Source organism: Phycicoccus sp. 3266 (assembly GCF_031456495.1).
Lineage (GTDB): Bacteria > Actinomycetota > Actinomycetes > Actinomycetales > Dermatophilaceae > Pedococcus.
This window is the reverse complement of sequence record NZ_JAVDUW010000001.1, coordinates 1,458,721-1,474,219: the sequence shown is the minus strand read 5'-3', so window position 1 is coordinate 1,474,219 and position 15,499 is coordinate 1,458,721. Positions and strand designations below refer to the sequence as shown.

General features: G+C 74.4%; 16 protein-coding genes. 10 read left to right on the top strand and 6 right to left on the bottom strand.

Annotation, left to right across the window (positions count from 1 at the left end; all coding sequences use genetic code 11):
* Positions 1–73: 73 nt before the first annotated feature.
* Both J2X64_RS07110 and J2X64_RS07105 read right to left on the bottom strand, forming a co-directional pair.
* Positions 74–970 (bottom strand): alpha/beta hydrolase, encoded by an 897-nt coding sequence (locus J2X64_RS07110; RefSeq protein ID WP_310151600.1) that lies wholly within the window; start codon positions 968–970, stop codon positions 74–76.
* 1 nt (position 971) lies between these two features.
* The gene (locus J2X64_RS07105) at positions 972–1,757 is read right to left on the bottom strand and encodes an exodeoxyribonuclease III (protein WP_310151597.1); all 786 of its coding nucleotides are present in this window, start codon (positions 1,755–1,757) and stop codon (positions 972–974) included.
* 46 nt (positions 1,758–1,803) lie between these two features.
* On the opposite strand from J2X64_RS07105, the gene J2X64_RS07100 reads away from it, so the two are divergent.
* The 3 genes from J2X64_RS07100 to J2X64_RS07090 are packed head-to-tail and all read left to right on the top strand — an operon-like array spanning position 1,804 to position 3,941.
* Complete coding sequence (locus J2X64_RS07100) at positions 1,804–2,571, top strand: SDR family oxidoreductase (RefSeq protein WP_310151594.1); 768 nt, start codon at positions 1,804–1,806, stop codon at positions 2,569–2,571.
* A gap of 44 nt (positions 2,572–2,615) precedes the next feature.
* Complete coding sequence (pyrE, locus tag J2X64_RS07095; RefSeq protein ID WP_310151591.1) at positions 2,616–3,170, top strand: orotate phosphoribosyltransferase; 555 nt, start codon at positions 2,616–2,618, stop codon at positions 3,168–3,170.
* A 51-nt stretch (positions 3,171–3,221) separates the two neighbouring features.
* Positions 3,222–3,941, top strand: a complete 720-nt coding sequence (locus J2X64_RS07090; RefSeq protein WP_310151587.1) for a LemA family protein — start codon at positions 3,222–3,224, stop codon at positions 3,939–3,941.
* Between the two features lie 93 nt (positions 3,942–4,034).
* On the opposite strand, the gene J2X64_RS07085 is transcribed toward J2X64_RS07090, so the two are convergent.
* Complete coding sequence (locus J2X64_RS07085) at positions 4,035–4,610, bottom strand: helix-turn-helix domain-containing protein (protein ID WP_310151584.1); 576 nt, start codon at positions 4,608–4,610, stop codon at positions 4,035–4,037.
* Positions 4,611–4,665: 55 nt separating this feature from the next.
* On the opposite strand from J2X64_RS07085, the gene J2X64_RS07080 reads away from it, so the two are divergent.
* From J2X64_RS07080 to J2X64_RS07050, 7 genes are all read left to right on the top strand, one after another.
* Complete coding sequence (locus tag J2X64_RS07080; protein ID WP_310151581.1) at positions 4,666–5,862, top strand: MFS transporter; 1,197 nt, start codon at positions 4,666–4,668, stop codon at positions 5,860–5,862.
* 33 nt (positions 5,863–5,895) lie between these two features.
* The gene (locus J2X64_RS07075; protein ID WP_310151579.1) at positions 5,896–6,801 is read left to right on the top strand and encodes an ABC transporter ATP-binding protein; all 906 of its coding nucleotides are present in this window, start codon (positions 5,896–5,898) and stop codon (positions 6,799–6,801) included.
* Positions 6,798–7,607: an ABC transporter permease gene (locus J2X64_RS07070; RefSeq protein WP_310151576.1), complete on the top strand. Its 810-nt coding sequence runs from the start codon at positions 6,798–6,800 to the stop codon at positions 7,605–7,607. Before J2X64_RS07075 ends, J2X64_RS07070 begins: the two co-directional genes overlap by 4 nt.
* A gap of 38 nt (positions 7,608–7,645) precedes the next feature.
* On the top strand, positions 7,646–8,881 hold the full coding sequence (locus J2X64_RS07065) for a sensor histidine kinase (protein WP_310151574.1): 1,236 nt from the start codon (positions 7,646–7,648) through the stop codon (positions 8,879–8,881).
* A complete protein-coding gene (locus J2X64_RS07060; RefSeq protein WP_310151571.1) occupies positions 8,878–9,504 on the top strand; it encodes a response regulator transcription factor in 627 nt (208 codons plus the stop codon). Before J2X64_RS07065 ends, J2X64_RS07060 begins: the two co-directional genes overlap by 4 nt.
* 129 nt (positions 9,505–9,633) lie before the next feature.
* On the top strand, positions 9,634–10,119 hold the full coding sequence (locus tag J2X64_RS07055; RefSeq protein WP_310151568.1) for a hypothetical protein: 486 nt from the start codon (positions 9,634–9,636) through the stop codon (positions 10,117–10,119).
* Positions 10,106–11,626: a multicopper oxidase family protein gene (locus J2X64_RS07050; protein WP_310151564.1), complete on the top strand. Its 1,521-nt coding sequence runs from the start codon at positions 10,106–10,108 to the stop codon at positions 11,624–11,626. The genes J2X64_RS07055 and J2X64_RS07050 overlap by 14 nt, the downstream gene beginning before the upstream one ends.
* Before the next feature lie 32 nt (positions 11,627–11,658).
* On the opposite strand, the gene J2X64_RS07045 is transcribed toward J2X64_RS07050, so the two are convergent.
* From J2X64_RS07045 to J2X64_RS07035, 3 genes are all read right to left on the bottom strand, one after another.
* On the bottom strand, positions 11,659–12,348 hold the full coding sequence (locus J2X64_RS07045; protein WP_310153149.1) for a VTT domain-containing protein: 690 nt from the start codon (positions 12,346–12,348) through the stop codon (positions 11,659–11,661).
* A 97-nt stretch (positions 12,349–12,445) separates the two neighbouring features.
* A complete protein-coding gene (locus J2X64_RS07040; protein ID WP_310151560.1) occupies positions 12,446–14,410 on the bottom strand; it encodes a TetM/TetW/TetO/TetS family tetracycline resistance ribosomal protection protein in 1,965 nt (654 codons plus the stop codon).
* A 155-nt stretch (positions 14,411–14,565) separates the two neighbouring features.
* Positions 14,566–15,441, bottom strand: coding sequence for an LLM class flavin-dependent oxidoreductase (locus J2X64_RS07035; RefSeq protein ID WP_310151558.1), 876 nt, complete (start codon positions 15,439–15,441; stop codon positions 14,566–14,568).
* Positions 15,442–15,499 lie beyond the last annotated feature (58 nt).

Genomic DNA, 15,499 nt, shown 5'->3' with positions numbered 1-15,499 from the left:
AGCCGCCTGACGGGGCCGCCTCACCCAGCCGCGTGTGCCGGGGCGCGTGGACCGCCAGCTCGGCGAAGGGTCCTCAGTGCCGGTCGGACCGGGCTGCCAGGACGGTGTCGAAGGCGTCGACGACGTGGTCGGTGGCCTCGTACATGAGCATGTGGCCCCGGCCGTCGAGCTCCACGACGCGCGCACCGCGGATGAGCTCGCCGAGGCGGCGCGCGTGCCGCGGCGGGGTGAGCCGGTCGCGGGACCCGACGAGGACGACCGACGGCACCGCAGCGAGCCGTTCGACCGCCTCGGTCTCGTCGTGGAGCCCGAGGGCGGCGTGGAAGCGCCCGAGGGTGGGCAGCGTGGTCGCGGCGACCTGCTCGCGGGTGAGGCGCACGAGCTCGGGGTCGGCCTCGTCGCCGAAGAGCAGGCGGCGCTGCCCCTTGTGGGTGACGAACCGGCCCGTCGGCACGGCGGGCATCCGCGCCGCCAGCCGCATCGCGGCGCCCTGCACCCAGGGCAGGCCGGTGCCGAGGTCGCCCGCAGAGGTCGACACCAGGACCACCCCCGCGACGCGCTGCTCGAAGTCGTCGGGGTGCAGGCCGGCATACGCCATCACGGTCATGCCACCCATCGAGTGGCCCCCGAGGACGACCTCGCCCTGCGGGGCGACGACGTCGAGGACGGCCGCGAGGTCGTCCCCGAGCGCGCGGACGCTGGCCTCGCCGCGGAGCGGTGAGGAGCCGCCGTGCCCGCGCTGGTCGTAGGCGACCACGCGCAGCCCGCGGGCGAGCAGTGCCTCGACGACGGGGTGCCAGGACCGGCGGGTGAGCGTCCAGCCGTGGGCGAGGACGACGGTCGGGGCGGGGCCGTCGGCGGGGGTGGCTGGCAGGTGCTCCTCGACCCGCAGCAGCGCGCCGTCCGGTGCCGCGACCGTGAAGGTGCGGGTGCCGCCGGTCCGCCGGTCCGTCCCCCGCGCCCGTGCCACGTCAGTCCTCCAGCTCGACGACGACGGGGGCGTGGTCGGAAGCGCCCTTGCCCTTGCGCTCCTCGCGGTCGATCGCGGCCCCGACCACCCGGTCGGCGAAGGCGGGGGTGCCGAGGACGAAGTCGATGCGCATGCCGCGGCGCTTCTGGAAGCTCAGCTGGGTGTAGTCCCAGTAGGTGTACGTGCCGGGGCCGGGGGTGTGCGGCCGCACGACGTCGACGAAGCCGGCGTCGAGGAACGACTGGAACGCGGCACGCTCCGGCGGCGACACGTGGCTCTTGTCGAGGTAGTACTCCATCGACCAGACGTCCTCGTCCTGCGGCGCGATGTTCCAGTCGCCCATCAGCGCGGCGGCATCACCCCGCTCGACCCAGCCGCGCGCGTGCGCCTGCAGGTGGGCGAGCCAGTCGAGCTTGTAGGCCATGTGCGGGTCGCCGATGCCCCGGCCGTTGGGGACGTAGACGGACGCCACCCGCACGCCGCCGCACACGGCCGTGAGCGCGCGCGCCTCAACGACCTCCGGCTCGCCCCAGCCCGGCGCACCGGGGAAGGACGCCTCGACGTCGTCGATCCCGACCCGGGAGACGATCGCGACGCCGTTCCAGTGGTTGAGGCCGTGGTGGGCGACCTCGTACCCGAGCGCCCGGAGCCGGTCGAAGGGGAACTGGGCGTCGGTCGCCTTGGTCTCCTGGATGGCCAGGACGTCGACGTCCGTGCGCTGCAGCCACGCCTCCACGCGGTCGATGCGGGAGCGGATCGAGTTGACGTTCCAGGTGGCGATACGCACGGGAGCCACCCTAGGTGACCCTCGGTAACCGCCGTACAGTGACCGCATGAGCACTGCCCTGGTCACCGGCGCGACGGCCGGGATCGGCCTGTCCTTCGCCCACCAGCTCGCCGAGCGCGGCCACGACGTCGTCCTCGTCGCGCGCAACCGCGCGCGGCTGGAGAACGTCTCCGACGACCTGCGGGCGAAGTACCGCGTCTCGACCGAGATCCTCGTCGCCGACCTGTCCGACCGGGCCGAGACCGGCAAGGTGGCCGAGCGGCTGGCGGACCGGGCCCGGCCCGTGGACCTGCTCGTCAACAACGCGGGCTACTCGCTCAAGCGGCGGTTCCTCGACAACGACATCGAGGACGAGGAGGCGCTCTTCGACGTCCTCGGCCGCGCGGTGCTCGTCCTCTCCCACGCCGCCGCCAACGCCATGCGCGAGCGCGGCCACGGCGCCATCGTCAACGTGTCGTCGGTGGCGGGGCAGATCGCGTCCGGCCCGTACTCGGCCGTGAAGTCGTTCGTCACGGTCTTCACCGAGGGCCTGGCCACCGAGCTCGCCGGCACGGGTGTCACCGCCACGGCGCTGCTGCCCGGGTTCACGCACACGGAGTTCCACGAGCGGGCCGGCGTCACGATGACGAGCATCCCCGAGTTCATGTGGCTCGACGCCGACAAGCTCGTGCGCGACTGCCTCGACGACGTCGCCAAGGGGCGGGTCGTGTCGGTCCCCGGCGCGCAGTACAAGGCGATCGTCGGGGCGCTGCGCGTCCTGCCGCGCGGACTCGTGCGGTCCCGGGCGCGCAGGGCCCACCGCCCCAAGGACTGAACGGCGGGTCGGCACGCGGGCGACCCTCGGTAGGCTGGTCGCCCGTGACCGACATCGCCGCTGCCCGCGCCCGCCTGCTGGAGATCATCAAGGACAAGGCCATCGTCCACGGCCGGGTGACGCTCTCGTCCGGCAAGGAGGCCGACTACTACGTCGACCTGCGCCGGATCACCCTCGACGGCGAGGCCTCGCCGCTCGTGGGCATCGTGATGCGCGACCTGGTCAAGGACCTCGAGTTCGACGCGGTCGGTGGGCTCACCCTCGGCGCCGACCCGGTCGCGACCGCGATCCTGCACGCCAGCGCCGCCGCCGGGGACCGCAAGGACGCCTTCGTCGTCCGCAAGGCCGGCAAGGCGCACGGTCTCCAGCAGCGCATCGAGGGCCCGTCGATCGAGGGCCGCCGCGTCGTGGTCGTCGAGGACACCTCCACCACCGGCGCCTCGCCGCTCGAGGCCGCGAACGCCGCCCGCGAGGCGGGTGCCGAGGTCGTGGCGGTCGCCACCATCGCCGACCGGGCGACGGGCGCCGCGGAGAAGTTCGCCGAGGCCGGCCTGGAGTACCGGTTCGTCTACGGGCTCGAGGAGCTCGGCCTGGCCTAGGATCGCCTCGACCGGCAGGCGTCCTGCCCGCACCAGGCAAGGGGGAAGTCCGTGATCGTCGCGATCGTCATCGTGGTCCTCGTCGTGCTGATCGCCCTGTGGGCGGTCGGCATCTACAACGGGCTCATCAAGCTGCGGAACCTCGTGCAGGAGGCCTGGCGGCAGATCGACGTCGAGCTCAAGCGCCGGCACGACCTCATCGGCAACCTCGTCGAGACGGTCAAGGGGTATGCCGCGCACGAGCGGGGAACCCTCGAGGACGTCATGAAGGCGCGCTCGGCCGCCATGAGCGGTGGCCAGTCCCCGGCCCAGCAGGCGCAGTCCGAGGGGCTGCTGTCGGCGGCGCTCGGGCGGCTCATCGCCGTCGCCGAGGCCTACCCCGACCTCAAGGCCAACCAGAACTTCCTGGCCCTGCAGGCCGAGCTGACCTCGACCGAGGACCGCATCGCCAGCGCCCGCCGCTACTACAACGCCAACGTGCGCGAGCTCAACACCAAGGTCGAGACCGTCCCCTCGAACATCGTGGCCGGCATGTTCGGGGTGCACCGCGAGGAGTACTTCGAGACGCAGACCGCGGCCGAGCGCGAGCCGGTCCAGGTCGACTTCGGCCAGCGGGAGGCCACCATCCCGCCGCCGAGCGGGTATGCCGGTGGGGCCGGTGCCGCGGCCGCCGCGGGACCGGCGCCCGAGGGGGCGATCCCCTCGCCCGAGCAGGCGCCGCAGCCGCCCCAGTCGCCGCCCCAGCAGGGCGAGCCCCCGGCCCAGCCGTAGTCCTCCACGTCCTGCGTCGCTGATCCGGATCGTGGTCGGTGACGTGGGACGCGCGACCCACGGCCTGCCCGCCGTGGGGGTCGGGACCGCCGGTCAGGCCGGCGGCTCGGCGCGACGGGCGGGCAGCACCAGGCCGTAGACGTCCCACGGCCGGGCGCCCTCGGGGTGGTCCCGGCTGGTCCTGCCGCCGTACGACCGCACCAGGGCGTGCAGCGACTCCCGCAGCTCGCGCTCCTCGTCGTCGGTGAGCCAGAGCCGCCCGCGCGCGGTCATGCCGTGGTCCTCGCCGTCGGCGACGGCCGCCGCCAGCCGGTCCAGCCCGGCCTCGAGGTCGGCGAACCACTCGTGCACGGACAGCCGGCTGTCGTCGATCCCCGCGGCCCGGTGGGCGCCCGGGGTGATGGTGATGCTCTCGGCCACCGCGCGCCACGGCCGCTCGCGGCCGTCACCGGACTCGACCCGCTCGACGATGCCCCAGGCGGCCAGGGCCCGGAGGTGGTAGCTCATCGCCGAGGGCGTGACGTCGCAGATCCGCGACGCCTCCGTCGCCGTGAGCACCTCACCGGAGTACAGCTCGGTCACGACCCGCTGCCGCGCCGGGTGCGCCAGCGCCCGCAGTGCCCTGGGGTCGGTGATCCTCAGCTCGCTCCGCGCGGTTGACCGTGCCATGCCTGAAAGACTACCTTCACAAACTGTGAAAGATTCGTTTCAGGAATGGCGTGCCGTGGCGGCGACCCAGGGTGTGGCCGTCGTCCTCGCCGCCGGGGCCCTGTCGGTGGCCGGTGACTCGGCCGCGATGGTCGCCCTCGTCCTGCGGGCCCATTCGGACAGCGGCGGCGCCGCACCGGTCACCGCCCTCCTGCTGTGCTTCGCCCTTCCCGTCGTGGCGACCACCGGGGCCGCGGGTGTGCTCGCCGACCGGGCGGACCCGCGGCGCCTGCTGCTCGTCACCGGCCTCGTGCAGGCCGGTGCCGCTGCCGGGCTCGCGGTCGTCGACGACCTGGCCACGACCTGCCTCCTGGTCCTCGCCATGCAGACCGGCTTCGCCCTCGGCCAGCCCGTGTGGGGTGCGGTCGGGCCGGCGCTGGTCGGCGAGCGGCGCGTCGGGCGCCTCATCTCCCTCCAGCACGCGCTGCGCGGGGTCGCCGGGCCGGCCGGGGCAGGGCTGGGTGGCGTCCTCGTCCAGTCGGTGGGGGCAGGTGCCGTCCTCGCGCTCGACGCCGTCAGCTTCGTCCTGCTCGCGCTCGCCGGCGCCTCCCTGCAGGTGCCCCGGCCGGCACCCCCCGCCGCCCGCGCGACCGTGCGCGACGCCGTCCTGCCGCGCGCCGGGGTGGCGGCGCTGCGCGAGCACCCGGCGCTGTGGGTCCTGGTCCTGGCCCTGTTCCCGATGGTGGTCGCGGTGGAGTCGGTCAACGCCGCGGAGGTCTTCCTGGTCCGGGACGTCCTGGGTGCCTCCGCCGGCGGGTACGGGCTCGCCGAGGCGGTGCACGGCGGTGCCGCCGTCGTCGGCGCGCTGGCGGCCGGCGGCCTGACGAGGTTCACCGTCCGGGTGCGGGCGGTGCTGGCGGCCGTGGCCGTCGTCGCCATCGCCCAGGTCGGCGCGGGCCTCGCCCCGGCGTACGCCGCGTACCTCGCCGCCGCAGCCCTGTCGGGCGCTGCCCTCGGCGTCGTCAACGCCCTGGTCTTCGCCCTGCTGCTCTCCGAGGTGGACGCCGCCCGGCGCGGTTCCGTCGTCGCCTTCGTCAGCGGGGTGTCGCGGGGCTGCTCGGTGGCCGCCCTCTCGCTGGGCGGGGTGCTCACGGCCACGGCCGGGCCGCGCACGGCATACCTCGTCGCGGGCACGGCCGGACTGCTCGTGGCGCTCGCGGCGGTCCTGGGGGTCCACCGGTCGGTGGACAGCCGTTCCACCGTCCGGGGCTGACGCACGCCGGCACGACCCCGGCAGGGTGGAGCCATGGACTCCCCGATCCGCGTCACCGGACTGCGCAAGACGTACGGCACCCGAGCCGCCGTCGACGGCCTCGACCTCGACATCCGCCGCGGCGAGGTCTTCGCCCTGCTGGGGCCGAACGGCGCCGGGAAGACGACCACGGTCGAGGTCCTCGAGGGCTTCCGGCGCAGGGACGGCGGCACCGTCGAGGTCCTCGGCGAGGACCCGGAGGGCGCCGGGCTGGCCTGGCGGAACCGGATCGGCATCGTGCTGCAGACCTCCACCGGACTGGACCTGCTGACCCCGCGCGAGGCGCTCTCGAGCACCGCGAAGGTGTACCGGACGCCCCGGCGTGTGGACGACGTTCTCGACGCGGTCGGGCTCACAGACAAGGCGGACGACCGCATCGGCAGGCTGAGCGGGGGCCAGCGGCGCCGGCTCGACGTCGGCCTCGGCATCGTCGGCTCGCCCGAGCTGCTGTTCCTCGACGAGCCGACCACCGGGTTCGACCCGCAGGCCCGCCGCGACTTCTGGGAGCTGGTCTCCGGCCTCGCCGGCGACGGCACCACCATCCTGCTCACGACGCACTACCTCGACGAGGCCGAGCACCTGGCCGACCGCGTCGGTGTCATCGCCGGCGGCCGGATGGTCGCCCTGGACACTCCCGCGAACCTCGGCGGTCGTGCCGTCTCCGAGGCGACGGTCACCTGGGAGGAGCCGGGCGGGCAGCGCCACACCGAGCGGACGTCGACCCCGACCGAGCTGGTCGCTCGGCTGTCGGCCCGCCTCGGCGGGGAGGTCCCCGCACTCACGGTCACGCGGCCGTCGCTCGAGGACACCTACCTGTCGCTCATCGCCCCCCACCTCGCGGGCACGGCCCCCGGTGCCGCGCCCGGTGACGTCACGCCCGACCTGGAGGTCTCCCGGTGAACGCGCTCGCCATCGGCTGGGACCGCAGCGTCCTGGAGCTGAAGACGTACTTCCGCGAGAAGGAGGCGGTCTTCTTCTCCTTCGCCTTCCCGATCCTCATGCTGTCGATGTTCTCGGTGATCTTCGGGCCCGGCTTCGAGCACGGCGACGCCGCGGCCGTGGGGGTCAACGCGGCCCGGTTCTTCCTGCCTGGCATGGCGGCGGCGGGCGTGATGCTCACGAGCTTCCAGTCGATGGCCCTGTCGGTCGCCGCCGAGCGCGATGACGGCACGCTCAAGCGGCTGCGGTCCACGCCGATGCCGCCGCTGTCGTACTTCCTCGGGAAGGTCGGGCTGGTCGCGTCGACCTCGCTGGCCCAGTTCGTGCTGCTGGTCGGCGTGGCGCGGGTCGCGTTCGGTGTGCAGCTGCCGACCGACGCGGGGCACTGGCTCACCTTCCTCTGGGTGTTCCTGCTCGGCGTGGCGGGCGGCACCGTCCTCGGGATCGCGTACTCCTCGCTGGCGACGTCGGCCCGCTCGGTGGGGGCGACGGTCATCGCGCCGACGCTGGTGCTGCAGTTCATCTCCGGCGTCTACTTCGCCTTCACGGACCTGCCGGAGTGGCTCAAGCAGGTCGCCGCGGTGTTCCCGCTCAAGTGGATCGCCCAGGGCATGCGGTCGGTGTTCTTCCCCCAGGACTGGCAGACGCAGGAGATGGCCGGCACGTGGGAGCACGGGCGCACCGCCCTGGTGCTCGGTGCCTGGCTGCTCGTCGGCCTGCTGGTCTGCGTCCGCACCTTCCGGTGGACGAAGCGCGGCACCACGTGAGCGCTCCCGCTCCCGCGCCGGCGCGACACAATGGCACCGTGAGCGCGCCCGACCCCGCAGCCGCCCAGCAGGACTGCGCGCCGCTGCCGGGGACGTCCTCCCACCAGCTCGACGAGATGTGGCGCCGCCAGCTGGTGTGGTGGCACGTGCTCTTCGCGGTGCTCGTCGCGACGACCGTGGTCGTCATGCTCGCGGAAGCCAAGCCGCACCTGGGGTGGCAGCTCGGCTGCGTCGTCGGCATCGCCGCGGCATACGCGGTCTGGGGTCGTCGCGGGCTCGGTGAGCAGCAGTCGCGTGCCGCCCTCACCTACGTCACGCTCGCCTGGGTCCTCATGGTCGCCCTCATGGCGCTCGACGGCACCGGGACCGCGTGGATCCTCACCTTCGGGCTCTTCCCGCAGACGTGGGCGAGCCTGCCGCGCAACCGGGCCGCGACCGCCGTCGTCCTGGCCGTCGTCGGCATCGGCCTGGCCCGGCTGTGGCAGGGACCGCGCACCGGGGACGAGCTCGTCGGCATCGCGATCAGCACGGCGATCATGCTCGTGCTCTCGCTCACCCTCGGCCTGTTCATCGACCGCATCATCCGCGAGGCCGACACCCGTGCCCGGACCATCGACGAGCTGCGCCGCACCCAGGACGAGCTCGCCGCCGTCGAGCGTGCGCAGGGCGTCGCGGCCGAGCGCGAGCGCATCTCGCGGGAGATCCACGACACCCTCGCCCAGGGCTTCACCTCGGTCGTGACGCTCACCCGGGCGACGCAGTCCGCCCTCGAGCGCGGCGACCTCGACGTCGTTCGCGAGCGGCTGCGCGTCATCGAGCAGACCGCCGCGGAGAACCTCGCCGAGGCCCGCCTCATCGTCGCCGAGACGACACCCGGCCACCTGCAGTCGCGCACGCTGGCCGAGGCGCTCCGGCGCCTGGTCGACGCCGTCGCCGACGGCAGCGGCATGACCGGGCGCCTCGTCGTCGACGGCGTCCCCGAGGTGCTCCCCGCCAACTCCGAGGTCGTCCTGCTGCGCAGTGCCCAGGAGAGCCTGGCCAACGTGCGCCGCCACTCCCGCGCCCGGTCCTTCGAGGTGCGCCTGCGGTATGCCGAGGGCGAGGCCGTGTCGCTCGAGGTCACCGACGACGGCGTCGGCTTCGACAGCGGGCAGGACCGCTCGGGGTACGGCCTCGACGGCGCGACCGCCCGCGCCGCGGAGGTCGGTGGCCGGTTCGAGGTCGACAGCACCCCTGGGGGCGGCTCGCGGGTGCGGGTGGAGGTGCCCCGATGACCCTGCGGCTGCTCGTGGTCGACGACCACCCCGTCGTGCGGATGGGTCTGGTGGCGATGCTGTCCGACCTCGAGGACGTCGAGGTCGTCGCCGAGGCCTCCGACGGGGAGGAGGCGGTGGCCCAGGCCCGGCGGCACCGCCCCGACGTGGTGCTCATGGACCTGCGGATGCCGGGTGTCGACGGCGCCGAGGCCACGGCCCGGCTGCGCGCCGACGAGGACGGACCCGCGGTGCTCGTGCTCACGACCTACGACACCGACGCCGACATCGTCCGCGCGGTCGAGGCGGGCGCCACCGGCTACCTGCTCAAGGACGCGCCCCGCGACACCCTCGCCGACGCCATCCGGCGCGCTGCCCGGGGCGAGACGGTCCTCGCCCCACCCGTCGTGGCGCGGCTCGCCCACCGGATGCGGACCCCCGCCGGTCCCGTCCTCACCGACCGCGAGACGCAGGTGCTGCGGTGCGTGGCCAGGGGCCTGTCCAACTCGGAGGTGGGGCGCGAGCTGCACATCGGCGAGGCCACGGTGAAGACGCACCTGCTGCGGTCGTTCGAGAAGCTCGGGGTGACCGACCGGACGGCAGCCGTCACCGCGGCATACCGCGCCGGCCTCATCGAGCTCTGACCCGGCGACGGCCCCCGCGGCCTAGCCCAAACGACGGATCCCGGTGCCGCGGCCCGGCGGGACCATGGTCCCGCGCGGCAGCCCACGCGTGTCTCCGCAGCACGCCTGCCGCGCGCTGGAGGGATACCCATGCGCACCGTCTACCGAGTTCTGGCGTTCCTCGTCGCCCTCGAGGTCGCCGTGCAAGCGATGTTCATCGTCTACGGCGACGCAGGCCTCGGCCTGTGGGTGGAGGACGGCGGCGTCGTCGCCAAGGCGACCTTCGAGAACGCGTTCGAGTCCGGCCAGGCGCCGTTCGCCGAGTTCAAGGCGTTCGTCTTCCACGGCATGAACGGCATGATGGTCATCCCCGCCCTCGCCCTGCTCCTGGTCGTCGCCTCGTTCTTCGCCAAGGTGCCGCGCGGCGTGGTCTTCGCGCTCGCGGTGCTCGGCCTCGTCGTGCTCCAGGTGACCCTCGGGCTGCTGGGCCACTCGGTGGCCGTCCTCGGCGCGCTGCACGGCATCAACGCGCTCGCGCTGTTCTCGACGGCGGCCTGGACCGGCATCCGCGTGGCCCGGGTGACCCGGCGCACCGAGGTGGTCCCGGAGTCCGCCGAGCAGCGTGTCGCCGTCTGAGTCCTCGCAGGTCGTGGGCGACCGGGCCCGCCGTCGGCGGGTCCGGCTCGCCGTCGCGTTCCTGGCCACGGCCGCGGTCGTCGTGCCGCTCGGGTGGATGTGGGTGGCCAGCTTCGCGCCGGCCAGCTTCTCGGTCGCCCGGATGGGCACGCCCGACTACGGCGGTGGCCCGGCACCGGCGCACCGGCACGGGCCGGGCGCGCTCGCGGCGACGGGACGCGACGTGCGCGCGATCGTCGAGCCCGACACCGGCCGGGCCCCCGACGTCGCGCTCACGCTGACCGCCCGCGCCGAGCGGGTGCGGTTCGGGTCGGGACCCCCGGTCGCGGCGTACACGCTCAACGGCACCACACCCGGGCCGACGGTCCGGGCGCGGGCGGGCGACCTCGTGCAGGTCACGTTCGTCAACGAGTCGGTCCCCGGGGGCGCCACCCTGCACTGGCACGGCATCGACGTGCCGAACGCCGAGGACGGCGTCGCCGGCGTGACCCAGGACGCCGTCCGGCCGGGCCAGTCGCACACCTACCGGTTCGTCGCGCGCCAGGTCGGCACGTACTGGTACCACTCGCACCAGGTCTCGCACGAGCAGGTCGTGAAGGGGCTGCTCGGCGCCGTCGTCGTGCTGCCGCGGGAGGGCGTCGCCGAGGACGCGGACGTCCTCGCCCTGACCCACCTGTATGCCGGGCGGCGTACCGTCGCCGGTCGCACGGGGGCCGTCCCGGTGGTGGTCCGCCCGGGTGCGGTCGCCCGCGTGCGGGTCGTCAACACCGACAACGGCATCGTCCCGGTCTGGGTCTCCGGGGCTGCGTACCGGGTCGTGGCCGTCGACGGCACCGACGTGCACGGGCCGACCCCGGTCTCGGGCCGGTCGGTGGTCGTCCCCGCCGGTGGCCGGGTCGACCTCGCCGTGCCGGTGCCCGTTGGCGGGAGCGCGGTACGGGTGGAGGTGGGCGGCGCCGCCGTGGTGCTGGGGCCGGCGGGGAGCTCGGGGACGGCGACCCGCGCACCCCGCGACACCGTCGACCTGTTGTCGTACGGCACGCCGGCGCCGCTGGGCTTCGACCCGGGCCGGGCGGACCGCCGGTTCGAGTACGCCATCGGCCGGCGCCCGGGCTTCGTCCGCGGGCGACCGGGGGTGTGGTGGACCGTGAACGGGCACCTGTACCCCTCCGTCCCGATGTTCATGGTGTCGCCGGGCGACGTCGCCACGATGCGCATCGCCAACTCCTCGGGCGAGACGCACCCGATGCACCTGCACGGTCACCACGTCGTCGTGCTGGCCAGGGACGGGGTACGCGCCACCGGGAGCCCGTGGTGGACCGACTCGCTCGAGGTCCGCAGCGGCCAGACCTACGAGGTGGCGTTCGTGGCCGACAACCCCGGCATCTGGATGGACCACTGCCACAACCTGCCGCACGCCCGGGAGGGGCTGGTCGCGCACGTGATGTACGAGGGCGTGACGACCGGAGTCCGGACGGGCCGCGACACGGTCAACAGCCCCGAGTAGTCACCGGCACAGTCCGACGTTGGCGGGAGGGCTCAGTAGGCCTGGTCGCGCAGGTCGCGGGCGGCCTCGCCGGCCTCGTCGAGGATCTCCTCGCTCGCCGTGCGACCGCGGCGGGCGCGGACGATCTCGACCGCCATCGGGATGACCGAGACGAGCACGATCGCGAGGATCGCGGCCTCGAGGTGGTCCTTGAGGATCGGGAAGGCGTTGCCGAGGAAGTAGCCGAGCAGTGTCACGCTCGTGGCCCACAGCACGGCACCCACACCCGACCACACGAAGAAGTGCCGCCGGTCCATCCGGCCGACACCGGCGACCACGGTGATGAAGGTACGCACGATCGGCACGAACCGGCCGATGACCAGGGCCTTGGCGCCGTACTTCTCGAAGAACGCGTGCGTGTCGTCGAAGTACTTCTTCTTCAGGACGCGGCCGTCGCGCTGGTAGAGGGGCGCGCCCACGGCACGGCCGATCTCGTACCCGACGACGTTGCCGGCGAAGGCGACGAGGCTGAGGACGATGCAGGCCAGGACGATGTTGACCTTGATCGAGCCCTCGGCGATGAACAGGCCGACAGCGAAGAGCAACGAGTCGCCTGGCAGGATCGGGAAGAGCAGCCCGCACTCGACGAAGACGATCGCCGCGCTGACCCAGAAGAACTGCGCGCCGAACTGCCCGAGGAGCCACTGGGGGTCCATCCAGTTGGGGCCGAGCGAGGGAGCCATCACCCGTCAAGGGTATGCGGTGCGGCCGGTCTCGCCCGAATCCGCGGCTGTGAGCCGGCTGGGAGGTTCCTCAGGACGCCCCGTGGGGAATGCCACCTCACCCGGCCGGCCAGGTGCGGGAGACGCGGCCCCAGTCGCGGATCTGGGTGAACGGGTCGGGCTGCGCCCGACGCCGCTCCGGCGGCGGCCCCACGACGGGCCCGAAGTGGTCGAGCACGGTCGTGAGCACGCCCTCGCCCCGCGTCAGGTGGGGGAGCCGCTGCTGCAGCCCGTGCACCTCCTCGGCGGGGACGTGGCCCGTCAGCACGGCAGGCGCCGTCGCGGACGAGCCGGCGACCCGGGTCGCGAGCGGCACCGCGCGGTGGCGCGGCAGCTCGGACAGGACGGCGCCGAGCAGGTCCTGCGGCACCTCCAGCTCGAACCGGTGGACCGGCGCGCACACCACGGTCCCGCCGCGCACCAGCGCCTCGGCGAGCACGAGCCGCGCCAGGCTGCGGAAGTCGGCCGCCGTGCTCGACATCGCCTTGTCGAACGTCGCGTGCATCGCGCTCTGCCTCGGGTAGTAGCCGGAGTGCGTCACGACGACCCGGCAGTCGGGGACGGCCCAGCCGTGGACGGCCTCGGCCAGGGTGGCCTGCACCCCCTCGCGCACCGCGGTGAAGAACGCCGGCGGCATCGAGCCGAGCTCGACCTCGAGCCCCAGCTCCACACCGCTGCCGACCTCGGCCGGCTCGACCCGCAGCCCGACCGTGGCGAGGAAGGGGTTGGGCGCCACGTCGATGACCCGGTGGGCGGACCCGGGGCGCACCACCCGCTCGACGCACACCGGCGTCGTCGGGCGGAACGACGCGCGCACCCCGTGGTCCTCCGCCAGGAACGCCGCGATGACCTCCTTCTGCACCTCCCCGTAGAGGGACACGGCGACCTCGCCGCGCCCGTCGTCGAGCCGCAGGTCGATCAGCGGGTCCTGCTCGGCGAGCTCGGTGAGCGCGGTGAACAGTCGCCCCCGGTCACGGGGGTCGACCGGGTCGACGACGGTCTCCAGGCTCGGTCGGGCCAGCTCGACGGCATACCTCCGGTGCCGGCTCGGGCCGAACGTGTCCCCGACGCGCGCGCCCGCCGGGCCCCGCAGCACGGCGATGCGGCCGGCACCGACGGCGTCGGCCGGTCTCGGGCCGCCGGGCTCGAAGACCTCGAGCCCGGTGACCCGCTCACCGGCGCCGCCCGCGCTGCCGTCACGCCCGCCGCCCGCGCCGTCGCCACCGCCCACGCCGCCGCCGGACAGGATGACCCGGTCCCGGACCCACAGCGTGCCGCCCGTCATCCGCACCAGGGTGCGCCGCTGCCCGGTCGGCGTGCGCTCGAGCTTGAAGACGACGCCCGCGGGCTCCCCGCACGGGTCGACGGCGGTGTCCGCGACGAGGTCGTTCACCGCGTCGAGCAGCGGCCGGACGCCGACGCCGGTGATCGCGGACCCGAAGACCACGGGGTGGACCTCTCCGGCGCGGGTGCGGGCGCGCAGGTCGGCCCGCTCCGCGCGGGACAGGGGGAACGGCTCGTATGCCGCGGCGCGGCCTCCCGGCGCGTCCGCCACGCCGAGGGGCACCGCGCCGGGCGTGAGGCGCTCGGCGACCTGGGCGAGCACCCGGTCCGGGTCGGCCCCGGCGCGGTCGAGCTTGTTGACGAAGAGCAGGGCGGGCAGGCGGAGCCGCTGCAGGGCCCGCATGAGCACGAGCGTCTGCGCCTGCACCCCCTCGACGGCGGACACGACGAGCACGGCGGCGTCGAGCACCGCGAGGGCGCGCTCGACCTCGGCCACGAAGTCGGAGTGACCGGGGGTGTCGAGGAGGTTGACGAGGGTGTCGTCCCACTCGAACGAGGCGACGGAGGAGCGGATCGTGATCCCGCGGCGCCGCTCGAGGTCGAGCGAGTCGGTCTGCGTGTCGCCCGTGTCGACGCTCCCGAGGTGGTCGAGGACCCCGGCCTCGTAGAGGATCCGCTCGGTCAGGCTGGTCTTGCCCGCGTCAACATGCGCGACGACCCCGACGGTCAACGTGCGCAACTGCCTTCACATCCATTCGGTAGGTGGGTACCTGGCGGGACGTGGAAGCAGCTCGCATCGGGTTCTCCGTTCTGGGACTCGGGTGTCGGTCCTCCATGGCAGCAGCCGGCCGGTGCCGACGGCAAAGGGTTTTCGGCCGGGCGGGGCGCCCTCGCTCAGGGCAGCAGGGGCCGCACCTCGCGCCCGACCCAGCCGACGAACGCGGCCGCGTCGGTGGCCGAGGCCGGCTGCAGGACCACCGTGGTCGCGCCGAGCTCGGCGCACCGGCGGACCGCGTCGGCGACCGTTGCGGCGTCACCGGCGACGGCCCGGCCGTCGGTCGGCGCCAGGCCCCACGCGGCCAGGTCGGCGGCCACCCGCTCGTCCGCGCCCGGGCCGGTGTCGGCCATGAGCGTGTGGACCACCTCGGGGGCCGGCGCACCGGCCGGCCGCGCGCCCCGGACCGTCTCGACCGCCGAGCGCAGGTCCTCGTGGCCGAGCCCACCGGCGAGCAGGATGCCGTCGGCGAGCCGGGCGGCCAGCGCCAGCGTGCGGGGGCCGTGCCCGCCGCTCATCACCGTCACGGGCGTCGTCGGCGGCCAGTCGAGCCGCACCCGGTCGAGCCGGACGTAGCGGCCCTCGGTCGTCACCTCCTCGCCCGCGAGCAGGCGCGCGAGGGCCTCGGTGTACTCCTCGAGCAGGGTCATGGGGGAGGCCACCCGGGACCCGGTCTGCCCCATCCACTCCTGGACGCCGTGGCCGACCCCCGGCACGAACCGGCCGGGGAAGAGCCGGGCCACGGTGGCGACCTCCATGGCGGCGAGGGCGACGTTGCGCAGCGGCGCAGGCATGAGGCCGAGCCCCACCCGCACCCGGCGGGTCAGGGCGAGGGCCGTCGCCGCGGAGGCGACGCCGCTCTGCTTGAAGCAGTCCTCCCAGACCCAGAGGTCGTCGAGGTGCTCGTCGGCGGCGTGCGCGAGGTCGGGCAGCGCCTCGGGCGGCAGGGTCGGGACGAACGCGACGCCGAGCCGTGGGCTGGAGGTGGTGGCCATCCCGGCATCGTGGCAGCGCCCACCGACGACCGCACGCACGCGCCCCGCCCGCACCTAG

Coding starts and splice junctions, on each gene's coding strand:
- J2X64_RS07100 (WP_310151594.1), top strand. CDS start 1,804: ATGAGCACTGCCCTGGTCACCGGCGCGACGGCCGGGATCGGCCTGTCC.
- J2X64_RS07085 (WP_310151584.1), bottom strand. CDS start 4,610: ATGGCACGGTCAACCGCGCGGAGCGAGCTGAGGATCACCGACCCCAGG.
- J2X64_RS07075 (WP_310151579.1), top strand. CDS start 5,896: ATGGACTCCCCGATCCGCGTCACCGGACTGCGCAAGACGTACGGCACC.
- J2X64_RS07060 (WP_310151571.1), top strand. CDS start 8,878: ATGACCCTGCGGCTGCTCGTGGTCGACGACCACCCCGTCGTGCGGATG.
- J2X64_RS07055 (WP_310151568.1), top strand. CDS start 9,634: ATGCGCACCGTCTACCGAGTTCTGGCGTTCCTCGTCGCCCTCGAGGTC.
- J2X64_RS07045 (WP_310153149.1), bottom strand. CDS start 12,348: ATGGCTCCCTCGCTCGGCCCCAACTGGATGGACCCCCAGTGGCTCCTC.
- J2X64_RS07035 (WP_310151558.1), bottom strand. CDS start 15,441: ATGGCCACCACCTCCAGCCCACGGCTCGGCGTCGCGTTCGTCCCGACC.